General features: G+C 56.4%; 15 protein-coding genes. 12 read left to right on the top strand and 3 right to left on the bottom strand.

The genetic code is table 11. From position 1 onward, the window contains the following. The first annotated feature begins 210 nt into the window (after nt 1–210). The 4 genes from fliD (at nt 211) to F6Y09_RS08255 (ending at nt 4746) form a co-directional block, all read left to right on the top strand. The gene (fliD, locus tag F6Y09_RS08240) at nt 211–2199 is read left to right on the top strand and encodes a flagellar filament capping protein FliD (RefSeq protein ID WP_152206422.1); all 1989 of its coding nucleotides are present in this window, start codon (nt 211–213) and stop codon (nt 2197–2199) included. A gap of 54 nt (nt 2200–2253) precedes the next feature. Next, nucleotides 2254–2655 (top strand): flagellar export chaperone FliS, encoded by a 402-nt coding sequence (fliS, locus tag F6Y09_RS08245; protein ID WP_152206423.1) that lies wholly within the window; start codon nt 2254–2256, stop codon nt 2653–2655. Continuing rightward, a complete protein-coding gene (locus tag F6Y09_RS08250) occupies nt 2656–3459 on the top strand; it encodes a substrate-binding periplasmic protein (RefSeq protein WP_152206424.1) in 804 nt (267 codons plus the stop codon). Between the two features lie 75 nt (nt 3460–3534). Continuing rightward, the gene (locus F6Y09_RS08255) at nt 3535–4746 is read left to right on the top strand and encodes an argininosuccinate synthase (RefSeq protein WP_152206425.1); all 1212 of its coding nucleotides are present in this window, start codon (nt 3535–3537) and stop codon (nt 4744–4746) included. Between the two features lie 517 nt (nt 4747–5263). Here F6Y09_RS08255 and F6Y09_RS08260 read toward each other — a convergent pair. After that, the gene (locus tag F6Y09_RS08260) at nt 5264–6235 is read right to left on the bottom strand and encodes a GGDEF domain-containing response regulator (protein ID WP_152206426.1); all 972 of its coding nucleotides are present in this window, start codon (nt 6233–6235) and stop codon (nt 5264–5266) included. A gap of 156 nt (nt 6236–6391) precedes the next feature. Here F6Y09_RS08260 and F6Y09_RS08265 point away from each other — a divergent pair, with 156 nt between their 5' ends. Further along, nucleotides 6392–6874, top strand: a complete 483-nt coding sequence (locus F6Y09_RS08265) for a YajQ family cyclic di-GMP-binding protein (RefSeq protein WP_152206427.1) — start codon at nt 6392–6394, stop codon at nt 6872–6874. A gap of 41 nt (nt 6875–6915) precedes the next feature. Continuing rightward, nucleotides 6916–8316, top strand: a complete 1401-nt coding sequence (locus tag F6Y09_RS08270; RefSeq protein WP_425481826.1) for an AmpG family muropeptide MFS transporter — start codon at nt 6916–6918, stop codon at nt 8314–8316. Here F6Y09_RS08270 and F6Y09_RS08275 read toward each other — a convergent pair. Both F6Y09_RS08275 and F6Y09_RS08280 read right to left on the bottom strand, forming a co-directional pair. Further along, nucleotides 8298–8642 carry an MGMT family protein gene (locus tag F6Y09_RS08275; RefSeq protein ID WP_152206555.1) on the bottom strand — a complete coding sequence of 115 codons (345 nt, stop codon included), beginning with the start codon at nt 8640–8642 and terminating at the stop codon, nt 8298–8300. The genes F6Y09_RS08270 and F6Y09_RS08275 overlap by 19 nt on opposite strands. Further along, the gene (locus F6Y09_RS08280) at nt 8623–9384 is read right to left on the bottom strand and encodes an SDR family oxidoreductase (RefSeq protein ID WP_152206429.1); all 762 of its coding nucleotides are present in this window, start codon (nt 9382–9384) and stop codon (nt 8623–8625) included. The genes F6Y09_RS08275 and F6Y09_RS08280 overlap by 20 nt, the downstream gene beginning before the upstream one ends. A 203-nt stretch (nt 9385–9587) precedes the next feature. Here F6Y09_RS08280 and F6Y09_RS08285 point away from each other — a divergent pair, with 203 nt between their 5' ends. The 6 genes from F6Y09_RS08285 to gspD all read left to right on the top strand — a co-directional run bounded on the left by F6Y09_RS08285 (nt 9588) and on the right by gspD (nt 16113). Continuing rightward, complete coding sequence (locus tag F6Y09_RS08285; protein ID WP_152206430.1) at nt 9588–10109, top strand: FxsA family protein; 522 nt, start codon at nt 9588–9590, stop codon at nt 10107–10109. Between the two features lie 160 nt (nt 10110–10269). Continuing rightward, nucleotides 10270–10560, top strand: a complete 291-nt coding sequence (groES, locus tag F6Y09_RS08290) for a co-chaperone GroES (protein WP_152206431.1) — start codon at nt 10270–10272, stop codon at nt 10558–10560. A gap of 89 nt (nt 10561–10649) precedes the next feature. Beyond that, the gene (gene groL, locus F6Y09_RS08295) at nt 10650–12299 is read left to right on the top strand and encodes a chaperonin GroEL (RefSeq protein WP_152206432.1); all 1650 of its coding nucleotides are present in this window, start codon (nt 10650–10652) and stop codon (nt 12297–12299) included. 179 nt (nt 12300–12478) lie between these two features. Further along, the gene (gene gspN, locus F6Y09_RS08300; protein ID WP_152206433.1) at nt 12479–13276 is read left to right on the top strand and encodes a type II secretion system protein N; all 798 of its coding nucleotides are present in this window, start codon (nt 12479–12481) and stop codon (nt 13274–13276) included. Continuing rightward, nucleotides 13276–14112, top strand: coding sequence for a type II secretion system protein N (locus tag F6Y09_RS08305; RefSeq protein ID WP_246180409.1), 837 nt, complete (start codon nt 13276–13278; stop codon nt 14110–14112). The genes gspN and F6Y09_RS08305 overlap by 1 nt, the downstream gene beginning before the upstream one ends. A gap of 39 nt (nt 14113–14151) precedes the next feature. Further along, on the top strand, nt 14152–16113 hold the full coding sequence (gene gspD / locus F6Y09_RS08310; RefSeq protein WP_152206434.1) for a type II secretion system secretin GspD: 1962 nt from the start codon (nt 14152–14154) through the stop codon (nt 16111–16113). The last annotated feature ends 6 nt before the right edge of the window (nt 16114–16119 follow it).

Genomic DNA, 16119 nt, shown 5'->3' on the forward strand with positions numbered 1-16119 from the left:
GAAGGTTCGGCGGTGTTTTGCGTTTGGGCGGCGGCTCCCCCTCTCCCCTGACCGCTCTCCCACAAGGGGGAGGGGGAATTAAATTAAAAGGGAAGAGGGGAGTTGAGTTACAAGGTGTTACAAATCGGCGGGAGAAAAAGGCAAAGTTTTGCCGCATTTTGCCGATACCTTGAGTATCGAAGAGATTTGCCCCTTTGAGGAGGCATGGTTATGGCAGGTATTTCATCGTTGGGTGTTGGTTCGGGCGTTCTGACGTCTGATCTGGTCGATCAGTTGGTGGCGGCGGAACGGGCGCCGACCGAGAATCGCCTTACCCGGAAAACCGAACAGTCCCAGGCGCTGTTATCCGCCTATGGGAAACTGCGCAGTGCCATTACCGAATTGCGCCTGCCGATGCGCCAACTGAGCGCGCCTGACAATCTTAAGGCTTTCTCTGCGAATTCCTCGAACGAAGACATTGGTGTTTCCGTCGATAGCACAAAAGCCAATCGGGGCACTTACAGCGTTGAAGTCACCAGCCTTGCCGGTGCTCAGGCGCTGGCCTCCCGTGATGTCTTTGCTGACCGTGATGCGACCAGCGTGGGCCAGGGAGCGCTGACGCTTTCTGTCGGTGACAAGACCACAAACATTACCGTGGATAGCAGCAACGACACGCTTCAGGGACTGGCTAACGCGATCAACGATTCGGATGCCGGCGTATCGGCAGGTGTGATCGATACTGGAAACGGCTTTCAGCTGGTGTTGTCTGCAGACGAGACGGGCACGGCCAATTCGGTAAGTATTTCCGTATCGGGGGACACCGGCGGTTCGGATACCGATAATCAGGGGCTTTCCCGTTTTGCTTTCAACAGCGGAATGGATGCGGGTGCTGGTTTCCAAGAGACGATTGCGGCTTCTGATGCCGTGATGAAGATCAATGGCGTGGAAGTTACCCGCTCCACCAATAATTTTGAGAACGTGATTGATGGCCTGACGTTCGATATCGCGGCTACCGGTACTTCGATTGTCAAAGTAGAGCAGGATTTGGGTGCGGTCGCGGATCGTGTGCAGGGCTTCGTTGACAAATTCAACGGTTTTCAGTCCACCGTTAACAGTCTTGCCGGCTTTAATGCCGAGGCGGGCGTAGGCAGTTTGCTAACGGGTGACAGCACTGTTCGGGGGATTCAGAATCAGTTGCGCCAGATTCTGACTCGTGTTGTCCCGGGCTTGGAAAATTCCAGCGTGCGCAGCCTTGCCGACGTCGGCGTTACCACCAACTTTGAGACCGGCGGTCTTGAGTTTGACCGGAAAAAGTTTGAAGAACAGCTGAAGAATAGTCCGGATGATGTGACTGCACTGTTTGCTGAGCAGGGCCGTGCGACTGATAGCCAGGTGGAGTTTGTTCGCAGTGGTATGAACACTCAGCCTGGGAAATACGACCTCAATATCACTCAGGCTGCGACTCAGGGAGCTTTGACCGGTAGTTCCGGGGTTTCCGTTCCGGTCACGATTGATGGCACCAACGATGAGCTGAGCTTTCAGATAAACGGCGAAACATCGGTGAGTCTGCAGCTTACCCAGCAGACGTATAATACTGCCCAGGACTTGGCAGACGAGCTTCAGGCCCAGTTCAACGCCAGTAACGCGTTGAAGGCCTCCGGTTCGTCGGTTCAGGTTGGTGTGGATGGAAGCGGAACGCTGACGTTCACCTCCGCCAAGTATGGTAGCGACTCCAATGTAAGCATTGTATCTGCAGAGGATGGTTCGTCATACGGGCTGGCTGCTGCCACAGGGGCTGCGGGTAACGATGTTGCCGGAACCATTGGTGGACGAGCCGCAGAGGGTGACGGGCAGGTACTTTTCCTTGGCAGCGGCAATGGTGGGGCTTCCGGTCTGCAGGTTCGCATTCTGGGTGACCAGACAGGCAGCCGCGGCTCCATTACCTTTATTGAGGGTGTCGCCGAGCGCACGGTAGATTTGGTGAGCAGCTTTGTTGGTGCGGATGGTGCACTTGAGTCCAGAACCCAGAGCTTGAACCGCGAACTGGAACAAATTCAGGAAAACCAGGTGCGGCTGGATGAGCGCATTGCTGCTTATCGGGAGCGATTGGTGAAACAGTTTTCGGCGGCCGATTCGCTGATTTCCCAGCTTAACAGCACGCAGGATTATGTAAGTCAGCAGCTGGATGCACTGGCTCCCCAGAATTTCAACAAGAAGTAATTCTGGCTAACGCTTTGATAATTCCGGCGTAGCCGGTGAGAAACGAGGTTAATTATGAACGGTTTACAGGCTTACCAACGGGTAAACACTCAGACCAGCATTACTGATGCCGACCCCCACAAGCTGATTCAGCTCCTTTACAGCGGTGCCCTTGAACGCATCAATATGGCCAAGGCCCGAATGCAAGCCAAAGATTACGCGGGCAAGGGTAAGTTGATCACCAAGGCTATCGAGATTGTCGGCGGCCTTCGTAGCTTTCTCGACTTTGATAAAGGTGGAGAACTGGCAGCGCAACTGGAATCGCTCTACGAGTACATGGAGCAGACGCTGTTTGAGGCGAATGCCAAAAACGATGTCGCCAAGCTTGATGAAGTGGCCGATCTGCTTCGTTCGATTAAAAGCGGCTGGGACGGTATTCGCGAAGAAGCTTCTTCGCTGCAACAGCAGGCTGTGTGATTGCGTTCCGTTACCCGATATCCGGTGTTGATTGCCGGATGGTTTCTGGTTGTGCTCTCGGCTTTTCATGTTGCTTCTGCTTTTTCCGCCGAGCGGAATCCATTTGAGGCCGTGACGTTCGCCATTCCCGATGTCTGGCCCTGGGCCTACGAGGTCGACGATGGGCAGTTACACGGTAGTCTGATTGAGGTTGTCCAGCGGCTTTCCGAGATCACCGGTATTTCTGTTATCCCCCGATTACGGCCAGTGCGGCGGGCGATTGTGGAGCTTCGCAGTGGGTCTGTGCACTTCAGCATCCTTTTTCAGAACCCTGAGCTGGATATTGATGCGATCAACGTATCCCAGGTGGTCCGCGTGAATATTCTGCTGGCGACCATGGCAGGCTCGGACTACCCGGTGTTGCTGGGCGACCTGAAAGGAAAGCGGGTGGCGTTTGTTCGCGGCACCTATCTTGGCGAGGAATTTAAACGGGATACAGATGTTGTGAAAGTGCCCGTACACGTGGTCGACCAGGCGGTGGACATGCTTTCCCTGGGGCGGATATCCGCCATACTGGCCAGTGATCACAATCTTTATCGAACGCTCTCCTCAAGGCAGCAGAGCCGCGACACGCTCAGATTCAGCGAGCATGTACCTGGCCTGAATGGCACGCTTTACATGTCCCGGGCCGCAAGCAGGCCTGAAGCGGCACGCAGGTTCAGCGCCGCGATTGAGCAGATGCAAGCGGACGGCGAACTCCACCGCATATTCTATGGCAAGGCCACAAGTGCCAATAAACCGGCTACCCTCCTTTTCGCCCAATAGCCATTCCCCCCGCTGTCCCGTAAACTATGCGCCTTATTTTTGATACATCCATTCTGTTCAGTCTGGAGCAAAGGCATGTCTGATATTAAGAAAGTAGTACTGGCGTATTCCGGTGGTCTGGATACCTCCGTGATCGTGCGCTGGCTGCAGGATACCTATCACTGCGAGGTGGTTACTTTTACTGCGGATCTGGGGCAGGGCGAGGAAGTTGAACCGGCGCGCGCCAAAGCGGAAGCTCTGGGCGTCAAGGAAATCTTCATTGAAGATCTGCGGGAAGAGTTCGTGCGGGATTTCGTGTTCCCCATGTTCCGCGCCAACACCGTTTATGAGGGCGAGTACCTGTTGGGTACCTCCATTGCCCGTCCGCTGATCGCCAAGAAGCTGATCGATATCGCCAACCAGACCGGTGCGGATGCCATTTCCCATGGCGCGACCGGCAAGGGTAACGACCAGGTGCGTTTTGAGCTTGGCGCCTATGCACTCAAGCCCGGTGTTCATGTGATCGCGCCCTGGCGTGAGTGGGACCTGAACTCCCGGGAGAAGCTGCTGGACTACTGTAAAGAGCGGGATATCCCGGTCGAAATGAAGAAGGGCAAATCGCCGTATTCCATGGACGCCAACCTGCTGCATATTTCCTATGAAGGCATGGTGCTGGAAGACCCTTGGGCCGAAGCCGAAGAAGACATGTGGCGCTGGAGTGTGGCTCCGGAGAAAGCCCCGGATACCCCGACCTACATCGAGCTGACCTACGAGAAGGGCGACATTGTTGCGGTCGACGGCCAGGCAATGAAGGCCCACGAGATTCTGGCGCACCTGAACAAGGTCGGTGGTGACAACGGCATCGGCCGTCTGGATATTGTCGAGAACCGTTACGTGGGTATGAAGTCCCGCGGGTGCTACGAAACGCCGGGTGGCACTATCATGCTTCGCGGCCACCGTGCCATCGAGTCCATTACCCTGGACCGGGAAGTCGCCCACCTGAAAGACAGCATCATGCCCCGCTATGCGGAAGTGATCTACAACGGCTACTGGTGGTCACCGGAGCGCGAGGCGCTGCAGGCCCTGATCGACCAGACCCAGCACTACGTCAACGGCGTGGTACGTCTGAAGCTGTACAAAGGCAATGTCGACGTGGTTGGCCGTAAGTCTGATGACTCCCTGTTCGATGAGAAGATCGCCACCTTCGAGGAAGACGAAGGCGCGTACGATCAGAAGGATGCAGAAGGGTTTATCAAGCTGAACGCCCTGCGGCTGCGTATTGCCGCCAGTAAGGGTCGCAAGCTCTGAGAAATGACTGATCGGGCGTCAGGGGCATCCGCCTGACGCTGAATGAAAGGCGCGCAGGACATCCCGTCAGGGACTACTTCGCGCCTTTTTTTTGCCCCGGTATTCCCCCGGCAACATCCCCGCAAAGCGGCAACAGAGGCGGTTCCAAGGTGTGGCATAAGCAATGGCGCCTGGAGAATTGGGCTCGTATTATTATGATGGAAAGTGTGATCGTTCGAAGGGAAATAAACAACGCGGAACATAAAAAGGCCAGCTAAGAAGCTGGCCTGAAACTACAAGGAGAGAACGAAACTGCCTTAAAAATTCGTTTAATCCGGGATTCACCCATTTAACGATGGAGGGACAACTTAACTCCCGAGGGGACTACTTGACTCCCTGAGGGACTGCTTAACTCCTCCACCATGGGCGGATACTGCTTGAATCCACAATTGCAGAATACTGCTGCCAAGCCTCCGGGTCTGTTGAGGAAGTGTGTCGCCCTGTTACCGTTTGTGATTACACACAAGCTCCGACCTCTTCAGACGTTCTCGGACAGATCCGGCACCGTTTCGGTAAAACGCCGTGTTTCGTAGGCGTCTACCAGTCCCTGCACGGCTGCACGTTCCATCTCCGGCACGGAGGGGGTGCCTTTTTGCGCGTCGGCTTTGCAGAGCACAATGTCAGCTTCCACCGATATGTAGCCGGCTTTGGTTTTCAGGGCCTTGTGGTTAATGCCGTCAAATACACGCCGGAACGCTGTCGTGGTGCAATGGTCACTGTGGGAGAAGTGAGCAATGATGGCGAACTGGTTGTCGCCAATCCGGCACAAGGCATCCAAGGGGCGTATCAGATGGCTCAGGCGGCGCCCGATACCGACTGCAAGCTCGCTCATGATGGCTGCGCTGTGCTGACGCCTCAGGTTTTGCCAGTTGCGAATGCCGATCAGAACATAAGCCGAGGCACCGCCACGGGACTCTGCCTGATGCAAGCTTTTACCCAGGCGCTCCCGGGCGTAGCGGTCGTTGCACAATCCCGTTTCCAGGTTGATGATGCTGCTGGCTTCAAGCTCACGGTTGTTCTCCATCAGCAGCGAATTTGCAGTCAATAGGGTGTTCTGCCGGTCAGCCAACCGGTCAGCGGCGAAGACCCGGCAAATCAGCTGTTTGCTGATGTCCGACTTATGGATGAAGTCATCCACACCCCGGTCGAAGGCTTTTGATGGCGCATCCACGCTATCCCGGGCGGTCAGCAGAATAATGTAGGTGTAATGGTTTTCCTGCTCGTCCTGTTGCCGTACCCGGTCGGTGAGTTCGAGGCCATCCATTTCCGGCATCATCCAATCCGCAATCAGCAGGCTGACTGACCGCTCTTCGATCAGAGCCAGGGCCGCAGGCGCATTGTTAGCCACGCGTACGTCACGGTAGCCGACATTACGAAGCGCCCGGCTAACGACCGTGCTGCTGAATTTGGCGTCGTCAACCACGAGAATGGGAAGGTCAAGATTTGGCATTGTTATCTGATACTCACCAGTCCATTGTCAGATGCGGTACCCGCTGTGTCTTGCTATGCTTTGGCACCTTTACGTTCGCGAGCGGTCCATTGTAGCGTTTATCTACCGCTGTGACGTTCATAATTGTTAAACATCCCTCATTTCCGGAGTGTGACTATGCCATCGTTCGATATTGTTTCTGAGATTGATATGCACGAGGTAACCAACGCTGTTGATCAGACCAAACGCGATCTGGGTAACCGCTGGGATTTCAAGAACGTCGATGCTTCTGTGGAGCTTGACGACAAAGGCATAACCCTCAGCGCCGAGCAGGAATTCCAGCTTGAGCAACTGATGGACATGCTGAGAATGGCTTTCGCGAAGCGCAACATTGATGGCCGTGCCATTACTGAGGACGGCGACAGCAAATCCGGCAAGCTGGTCAAGCAACACCTGGTGCTGCGCCAGGGTATCGAGACCGATATGGCGAAAAAGATCGTGAAAATGATCAAGGACGCAAAGCTCAAAGTGCAAGCCGCGATTCAGGGTGACAAAGTCCGGGTGACGGGTAAAAAACGGGATGACCTGCAGGATGTCATGACGATGCTCCGTGAGTCCAATCTTGATCTGCCGCTTCAGTTCAATAACTTCCGCGATTAAACGGAGATTTCCTGATCACTACTCACTCCCGGCCCCAGTCGATACGCGCAGCACTCCATACGTTTACCCGGTGGCAGGTCATTGCCATGCTGTTTCTGGGCTTTTCCGCCGGGCTGCCGTTTTTGCTGGTGTTCTCGACCCTGAACGCGCGGCTGGCCGATATCGGGGTTGAAACTGCCACCATCGGCTTCTTCAGTTGGTTGGGTATCACCTACTCGATTAAGGTGGTTTGGGCGCCGGTGGTCGACCGTCTCAAACTGCCGCTGCTCGACAAGCTGTTGGGCAAGCGTCGCAGCTGGATGATTCTGGCTCAGGCGGGGGTTGCCTTGGGCCTGGTTTTGATGGCAAATGTTGATGCCGTAAACGCGCCCACCATGATGGCGCTCTGCGGTCTGCTGGTTGCCTTTTCTTCGGCTACCCAGGATGTGGCAATTGATGCCTACCGTATCGAGATTGCCGAACCGCGCCTGCAGGCCGCGCTGGTTGCCACCTATATCTTCGGTTACCGGCTGGCACTGCTGGTAGCCGGGGCCGGGGCGTTGTATCTCGCCGAGTTCTGGTCCTGGCAGGTGTCCTATGAGGTCATGGCCGTACTGATGGGGGTGGGTGCCCTGACAGTTCTGGTGATCCGGGAGCCCCGGGTCAATCACCATTCTGCGGCGGAGGATCTGGCCGTTACGGTAGCCCGGGAGACTGCCAGGCGGGCCCACCTTTCTCCGCGTATGGCCCGGCTCGCCGGCTGGTTTTCTGCCGCCATTGCCGGGCCGTTCGTGGACTTCTTCCGGCGCTATCGGGAACTGTCCCTGTTCATTCTGGTGCTGATAGCACTCTACCGCATCAGCGATATTTCCATGGGTGTGATGGCGAATCCGTTCTACCTCACCTTTATGGGTTTCTCGAAAACCGAAGTGGCGGATGTGACCAAGATCTTCGGCTTCTTCATGACCATCGGTGGCTCCCTGCTGGGTGGCCTGCTGGTGGTTCGTTATGGCGTGCGCCCGATACTGGTAGCCGGTGCGGCCCTGACGGCCGCGACCAACCTGCTGTTTGTGGTTGTCGCACAGTTGCCGCCAGACATTGTCCTGCTGGCCGTGGTGGTCAGTGCAGATAACCTGAGTGGCGGCATTGCCAATGTAGCGCTCATTGCCTGGCTTTCAAGTATGACCAGTGCCTCGTTCACGGCAACCCAGTACGCGTTGTTCAGCTCTTTGATGACGCTGCCGGGCAAGTTCATCGGGGGCTTTTCGGGCATGGTGGTGTTCAATTACGGGTATGCCGACTTCTTCTTTATTTCTGCTGTGATGGGCGTGCCCGCGATCCTGTTGTCCTGGTGGCTCATGGGGAAGGGGGATCGTCTGGATGCGCTGTCACCGGCAATTGACCGTTCGGAATATGAGGAGGTTGGCGAGCAGGCGGTCGAGGGTCAGGGCTCCCAGCGGTAACGAGCCATGGAAACCCGGCCGTCAATCACTTCAACGCCCTCCCGTTGCAGGCTGTCGGCCTGTCGTATGAAGGCGTGGCTGCCGGGCTTGAAGGCCAGCTGACCATTACTTTTCAGTACCCGATACCAGGGCACTGCCGAGCCAGCAGGCAGCTTGCCCAGCGCCCGTCCCACATAACGGGCGAGGCCTGGCAGCCCGGCAAGGCGTGCGACCTGACCGTAATTTGCGACTCGGCCTTCAGGGATTGACCAGACTACCTGCCAGATCATCTGATCACGGGTTGGCAGGTCCTCCGTTGAGCGTGAGTCAGATCCGCAGGGCGCCATCAACTTCAATGATCCGTCCGGAAAGGTAGTCGTTCTCGAAGATAAACGCCGCGGTAGAGGCAATTTCCTCAGGCCTGCCCATTCGCTTGAGAGGAATGGCCGCTGTCATTCGCTCCAGGGCTTCCGGCTTCATGGACTGGGTCATTTCGGTCCCGACAAAGCCGGGAGCGATACCCATGACACGAATCCCGTGGCGTGCCAGCTCTTTCGCCCAGACGGGCACCAGCGTTGAAACGCCCGCTTTGGCTGAGGAGTAGTTACTCTGGCCCATGTTGCCGGCGCGGGAAATACTGGCGATATTGATGATGGCGCCCTGGTCGCCGTTCTGGATCATGTGGGTAGCCGCCTCGCGCCCGCACAGGAAAACGCCGGTCAGGTTAACGTCAATGACCGACTGCCACTCACTGAGGCTCATGCGTTTGACGATTTCCCCGTCTTTTGCCTTGACCAGCATGCCGTCCCGAAGAATACCCGCGTTGTTGATGAGGCCGTTGAGTTTGCCGAAATCCCGGTTGATGGCTGCAAAGGTTTCCTCGACCTCGGGTTCCCTGGCGACGTTGCAGATATAAGCCCGGGCATCGCCACCGGCGGCTTTGCAGGCGGTTACGGCTTCATCGAGCTTTTCCGGCATGAGGTCGATCAGTGCCAGTTTCGCGCCCCTGGCGGCGAAGTACTCGGCCATCGCGCGGCCCAGTCCCTGGCCACCGCCGGTAATTGCAATCACGGATTCTTGAAGTTTCATCTTGTGCCCTAATAAACTTGTTAGATAGTCATCGGGTTTTGAAGGGAGGCTGGCTTGGCCGCCTCCCTTTTCTTGCCCGATATGATGCCCGTTCATCCGGAACTTGTCGAAGGGCGGGTTGATTCGGGCCTTGGATGGCAAACCGGGTGGAGAAGGCTCTTCGCCCGGGAAAGCCGTCAAAGACACTGGCAAAAGGCTGCTTTATGGGCATATTTTTACTGATTTTCATTATTGTGCCCATTGTTGAAATGGCGATTCTGATCAAGGTCGGCACGGTTATCGGCGCGCTCAGTACCATTGGGCTGGTATTGCTGACCGCGATTATCGGGGCCGCCTTGTTGCGCCAGCAGGGCCTCGCAACATTACTGAGGGCCAATCAACGTCTGAACAGCGGCGAACTGCCCGCCCGTGAGGTGGCTGAAGGCCTGATTCTGGCCGTCGGTGGAGCGCTGCTGCTCAATCCCGGATTTGTCACCGACACCTTTGGTTTGCTCTGCCTGCTTCCCTTTACCCGTCAGTGGCTTGCGACCCAGGCGCTGAAGCGTATGGTGGTGGCTTCCGGCACGACCCAGAGCTTCCGTTTCACTGCCTGGCGGAGTGGCCCGAGCGGCAGTGGTAATCCTTTTGGTACCGGTCCCGCGGCGGAAGATGACGTTATTGAGGGGGAATACCGTAAAGAAGGTGACAGTGCCGACAAGTCGTCGGATCGGCTCGAAAAAAAGTGAAATTTTTTTGCGGAAGCCGTTGAAAACACCTGCGCTACCTCCATATAGGAACCACAAGTTTGCTGGGGCGGATAAGCGCCCTGAAAACAGGTGCTTATCGGCTCTGGCTTTTACGCAAACGTCATTGCCAAACACAATCTGACTTTGGAGACATCGAGCAATGAAAATTCGTCCGTTACATGACCGTGTTGTCGTGCGTCGTAAGGAAGAAGAAGAGAAAACTGCTGGTGGCATCGTGCTGCCGGGCAATGCCAAAGAGAAGCCTTCCCAGGGCGACGTTATCGCCGTGGGCAATGGCCGTATCCTTGAGAATGGCGAAACCCGTGCGTTAGCAGTCAATGTCGGTGACACCGTAGTGTTCGGCCAGTATGCCGGCAACACCGTGAAAATCGACGGTGAAGATCTGCTCATCATGAGCGAAAGCGACATTTACGGCGTGCTGGAAAAGTAAACCGGCAGGCTGACTCATCGCAACCGGCAGTCCGGTTGTGGATGAAATCGAAATAACGATTGGGTTTAACGAATAGGGAAAATAGTGATATGGCAGCTAAAGATATCAAGTTTGGTGACAGCGCGCGCAAGCGCATGGTTGCAGGCGTTAACATTCTGGCAGATGCCGTCAAGGTAACGCTGGGCCCCAAGGGTCGTAACGTTATAATCGACAAGTCTTTCGGCGCACCGACCGTGACCAAAGACGGTGTATCGGTAGCCAAGGAAATCGAACTGCGCGACAAGTTCGAGAACATGGGCGCCCAGATGGTCAAGGAAGTTGCTTCCCAGACCAACGATACCGCAGGCGATGGCACCACCACCGCAACGGTTCTGGCCCAGTCGATCCTGAACGAAGGCATCAAGGCCGTCACTGCCGGCATGAACCCGATGGATCTGAAGCGCGGCATCGACAAGGCAACCGTGGTTGCCGTCAAGGCCATCCACGCGGCAGCCAAGCCCTGTGACGACAGCCGTAACATTGCCCAGGTTGGCACCATCTCCGCAAACGGCGATGAGACCATCGGCAAGCTTATTGCGGATGCTATGGAGCGCGTAGGCAAAGAAGGCGTCATCACCGTTGAAGAAGGCCGTGGCCTCGACGATGAACTGGACGTGGTAGAAGGCATGCAGTTCGACCGCGGCTACCTGTCTCCATACTTCATCAACAACCAGGACAACATGTCTGCCGAACTGGACGAGCCTTACATCCTGCTGGTCGACAAGAAAATCTCCAACATTCGCGAGTTGCTGCCAGTGCTGGAAAGCGTTGCCAAAGCAGGCAAGCCGTTGATGATCATCGCCGAAGACATTGAAGGCGAAGCGCTGGCGACTCTGGTTGTCAACAACATGCGTGGTATTGTCAAAGTTGCGGCTGTCAAAGCGCCAGGCTTTGGTGACCGTCGCAAGGAAATGCTGCAGGACATCGCCATTCTCTCCGGCGGTACTGTGATCTCCGAAGAAGTCGGTCTGAGCCTGGAAAACACCACGCTGGACGACCTTGGTACTGCCAAGCGGGTCAACATCACCAAGGAAAACACCACCATCATTGATGGCGCCGGTGCCGAGGCTGATATCGAAGCGCGTGTTGATCAGGTCCGCAGGCAGATCGAAGACAGCAGCTCCGACTACGACAAAGAGAAGCTCCAGGAACGTGTTGCCAAGCTGGCCGGCGGTGTTGCCGTCATCAAGGTTGGTGCGGGTTCTGAAATTGAAATGAAAGAGAAAAAAGCCCGCGTAGAAGATGCTCTGCACTCCACCCGCGCTGCGGTTGAAGAAGGCATCGTCGCAGGCGGTGGCGTTACTCTGGTTCGTGCCCTGAACGCTCTGACTGAAGTAGCGGTAGACAACGAAGACCAGAAGGTCGGCGTAAACATCCTGCGTCGCGCAATGGAAGCGCCTCTGCGCCAGATCGTGACCAACGCGGGTGGCGAAGCCTCTGTTGTGATGGACAAGATCCGTCAAAACGAAGGCACCTTCGGCTATAACGCAACGACCGGTGAATTCGGCGACATGCTTGAAATGGGTATTCTGGACCCGGCCAAGGTCACTCGGTCAGCATTGCAGGCAGCCGCCTCCATTGCTGGTCTGATGATCACCACCGAAGCCATGATTACCGACGAGCCAGAAGACGAGAAGTCTGGTGGCATGCCGGATATGGGCGGCATGGGTGGAATGGGCGGTATGGGCGGTATGATGTAAGGCTGCCCCGCCTCCTCAGACCTTTGCGTCTGAACCTGAAAAGCCCCGCAGATACTGCGGGGCTTTTTTTTGCCAACCTGGCCCGCTCTCATTCAAGTTGTCATGAAGTTGCCGGAGAGCTTTGCTAGACTCAGGCTCCGATGTAGCGACAGCGAGTTATTTTCCTCTGTGAACCCCGTATGACCGACTCATCAAAACCTTTCCTGGGACCTGCGAAAGTCATCTGGCTTGCGCTGGCCGGTTTGCTGGTTTACTTCGTTGCGCTGGTGTTCCTGCTCCCTGCTGGCTGGGCCTGGCAATGGCTGTCCCCTCAGGTGAAGTTGCCGCCTCAGGTCACGATCAATCAGGTTTCCGGCCAGTTATGGGAGGGCGCCGCCGGATTCACCTTCGCCGGACGACCGCTGCGTCTGGGCTGGAATATTGAAACGCCCTCTTTATTGGATCTGACCTTTCCACTGTCGTTCTCGCTCACCTCTGCGCAATCAGAGCTGGATGGACGGTTGTCCCTTTCATGGCCGGGTGATGCGACTCTTACCGCCCGCGGACAACTCCGGGTGAGCGAGTTTGAAGACCTGATAAGGCGCAGCGGTGGCGCCATGCTGACGGGCGATGTGGTCATCGAACGTCTTGACCTGGAGTGGATTGACGGGGAGTTCGGCGATGGACAGGGCCTGGCTCGCTGGTCTGGGGGCGAGGTCACGTGGCCCGTGGGTGGTGGCGTTCAGAGCGCCGACTTTCCGCCGATGGAAGCGACACTGAATGCCGCCGCCGGGCGAATGTCGATGGCCATACTGCAACAGGGTGAGAGTGAGCCGGCCGCGAATGCTGACATTTTCCCTGATGGCATGCTCGAAATTCGGGTTTATAAGAGAATGATCGATCTGGCCGGTCAGTCCTGGTCCGGTGCGGCCAGCCCCGGCGATGTCATTTTCAGGGTTCGTCAGCCGTTGCTGGGGATGCTGGGGAGGGGAGGCTGATGAAAACAATGGTTGCCCGGCCCCCAAAGCGCCTGCCCAGGTGGCTTGCCAACGGCTTGTTGACTGGTCTGGTGGTGTATTTCGCCATTGTAATGGCAAACCTGACCTGGATGATCGCGTGGCAGGACCGGGCTGTCCCGGAGCCGGGGCAGGGGCTGAACGCCGGGGCAGGCGACCCGCTGGGTAGTCGTCGCCTGGCGTCTTATGAACTGTTCGGGCGGGTTCCCGGTGGCACTCCGGTCGTTGAGGCCGTGCGCCGGACTGCGCCGGAAACCCGTCTGCGTTTGCGTCTGGAAGGCGTGCTGGTTTCTGAGCAGCCCGAACTGTCCGGTGCTATAGTTGCGCAAACCGGCGGCGTCACGGCACACTACCGCGTCGGAGAAACGCTACCGGGTAATGCCGAACTTGTCGAAGTCGAACCCGGGCGCATTCTCCTCAGGCGGGGTGGCGCGTTTGAAACACTGACCTTTGAGGAAACTGATTCCGATCAGTTGGTGGCCCGGAATGAGGAGTTTCCCGCGTCCGCTCCCGACGACTTTGTCGAACAGGCCAAAGCGCGACTGGAGGCACAAGGCGCTGAAGCGCTGGTTGCATTCGGGCTTAGCCCGGTACAGGATGGCGCCACTCAGGGGTACGTCTATAATGGATCCAATGCCATGCTGAGTGCACTTAACCTGCAGGAAGGGGACGTGATTACCGCCATTAACGGTTATCCTCTTGGGGACATTGAGCAGGATCGGGAGTTGCTGGAGACCTGGCGTTCCGAAGCGCAGCTAGAGATAGAAATAGAGCGGGGCAGTGCAAGCTTTACAATAAGCTATGCGCTACCGCAGTAGTTTTTCAATGAGATCATCGATACAGGACGCGGTCGTTCCATGATTAATCTAAGAGTCCCCTTCCTTAAAGTGGTGATGTTGCTCGTCCTTATGCCTCTTGTGGCCACGGCGCAACAGCAGGAAGGCACCTGGCGCCTTAACCTGAAAGATGCCGATATCCGTGCATTTGTCACTCAGGTTGCTGATATTACTGGTTACAGTTTTGTGGTCGATCCGAGGGTAAAAGGCAAGGTGACGGTGCTCTCAAGCGCACCCATGAACAAGGACGAAATTTACGATCTTTTTCTCGCGGTGTTGCAGGTGCATGGTTTCACCGCCATACCGGGAAAAGAGGTCATCAAGATAGTGCAGCAGGTCGATGCCAAGCAGTCGGCGGAATCCCTCGACCGGTTTGCCGAGACGCCTTCAGAACAGCTCATAACCCGCGTTATCCAGGTCGACAATGCCAACGCATTGGAACTGGTACCGATTTTACGCCCTCTGGTGGCAAAATACGGCCATTTGGCCGGGGTTGCCGCAGCCAACGCACTGATCGTCAGTGATCATTCCGCCAATATAGACCGCATCGAAGGAATTGTTCGCGAGTTGGATAGCCCCTCCAAGTACGAAGTTGAAGTGATTCAGCTTGACGAAGCCTGGGTCGGTGATTTGGTGCCGTTGCTACAGGAGCTGGCGCCGGATGAGCTGGGCGAAGGCGGTGCAGGGGGCGCTGCGCGCAAGTACAGTGTCACCGCTGACGAGCGCAGCAATCGTTTAATCCTGCGGGGCGATGAAACCTTTCGCAATAAAATGCGTAGCCTGATCGCGCAACTGGACCAGCCATCCGCAACCGGAGGCACAACCAAGGTGATTCGCCTGGGTCACGCGGACGCAAAGAATCTGACGGAAATCCTGACAGGGGTGATGGGTGAGCTCGCCAAGGAGACTGCGGGCGGTGGCGGAACCTCGGCTGGGGGATCTCGGGACACCGGTTTTTCGGTATTTGCAGATGAAGGCCTGAATGCACTGGTGGTGCGTGGTGAGCCCTCGATGATGCAGGAAGTCGACATGATTGTGTCGCAGCTGGATATCCGGCGAGCTCAAGTGTTGATCGAGGCGGCTATTGTCGAGATCAGCGATGACCTGGGTCAGGACCTTGGTGTTCAGATAGCGCTCGGTGATGAGTCCGGGTCGTCGACTCCGGTGGTTGGCTCCAACTTTAATAATGTTGGCCGCAGCCTGGGGGATGTTATTGGAGCGATTCTTTCCGACAGTGTCATTACCCCGGCGACCGGTGGTTTGACACTGGGTGCTGGCGAGCGTGACCGAGACGGCATTACCTGGGGTGTGCTGCTGCAGGCGCTTTCCACGTCCACCGCTGCCAACCTGCTGTCCACTCCCAGTATCATTACCCTCGACAATCAGGAATCTGAAATCATTGTCGGCCAGAACGTGCCTTTCCGTACCGGCGAGACCACCAACACCAGCGCGGGTCTGACTAATCCGTTCACCACCATCGAGCGTCGGGATATCGGCCTGACGCTCAAGGTTACGCCCACGATCAGTGATGATGGCCTGGTACGGCTGATCGTTGAACAAACCACTGAAGATGTCGCAGACAGTATCGAAGACGCCTCGGACATCGTCACGAACAAACGGGAGATCAAGACCACAGTGCTGGCCGATGATGGTGAAACGATAGTGCTGGGTGGTCTGATCCGTGAGGATTACCGGGTCAACAAGAGCAAGGTCCCGTTACTGGGGGATATTCCCTATCTCGGGCGTTTGTTCTCCTCCGAATCCCGAACCATGATCAAGCGTAATCTGCTGGTCTTTTTACGACCCACCATTCTGTTCAACAAAGGCGACAGCGTAGCGGCAACCGACGAGAAATACCGGGGGCTGTGGGAAGTGAACCTGGGCATTCGTGAAAAACTGGGTCTGCCGACGGATATCGGTGAACAGCCGGGCATTGATACGCTGTTCCGGCCTGACTCAGGCGCTGCCCGCGGTATCGAGTAATCCCTG

Origin of the sequence: Marinobacter changyiensis (assembly GCF_009193265.1) — a bacterium.
GTDB lineage: Bacteria > Pseudomonadota > Gammaproteobacteria > Pseudomonadales > Oleiphilaceae > Marinobacter > Marinobacter changyiensis.

Bases quoted from the DNA above. Each gene is read 5' to 3' on its own strand.
- F6Y09_RS08285 (WP_152206430.1), top strand. From the start codon at position 9,588: ATGGGCATATTTTTACTGATTTTCATTATTGTGCCCATTGTTGAAATG.
- F6Y09_RS08255 (WP_152206425.1), top strand. From the start codon at position 3,535: ATGTCTGATATTAAGAAAGTAGTACTGGCGTATTCCGGTGGTCTGGAT.
- F6Y09_RS08275 (WP_152206555.1), bottom strand. From the start codon at position 8,642: ATGGCGCCCTGCGGATCTGACTCACGCTCAACGGAGGACCTGCCAACC.
- F6Y09_RS08265 (WP_152206427.1), top strand. From the start codon at position 6,392: ATGCCATCGTTCGATATTGTTTCTGAGATTGATATGCACGAGGTAACC.
- fliS (WP_152206423.1), top strand. From the start codon at position 2,254: ATGAACGGTTTACAGGCTTACCAACGGGTAAACACTCAGACCAGCATT.
- groES (WP_152206431.1), top strand. From the start codon at position 10,270: ATGAAAATTCGTCCGTTACATGACCGTGTTGTCGTGCGTCGTAAGGAA.
- gspN (WP_152206433.1), top strand. From the start codon at position 12,479: ATGACCGACTCATCAAAACCTTTCCTGGGACCTGCGAAAGTCATCTGG.
- gspD (WP_152206434.1), top strand. From the start codon at position 14,152: ATGATTAATCTAAGAGTCCCCTTCCTTAAAGTGGTGATGTTGCTCGTC.
- F6Y09_RS08305 (WP_246180409.1), top strand. From the start codon at position 13,276: ATGAAAACAATGGTTGCCCGGCCCCCAAAGCGCCTGCCCAGGTGGCTT.
- F6Y09_RS08260 (WP_152206426.1), bottom strand. From the start codon at position 6,235: ATGCCAAATCTTGACCTTCCCATTCTCGTGGTTGACGACGCCAAATTC.
- F6Y09_RS08280 (WP_152206429.1), bottom strand. From the start codon at position 9,384: ATGAAACTTCAAGAATCCGTGATTGCAATTACCGGCGGTGGCCAGGGA.
- groL (WP_152206432.1), top strand. From the start codon at position 10,650: ATGGCAGCTAAAGATATCAAGTTTGGTGACAGCGCGCGCAAGCGCATG.
- fliD (WP_152206422.1), top strand. From the start codon at position 211: ATGGCAGGTATTTCATCGTTGGGTGTTGGTTCGGGCGTTCTGACGTCT.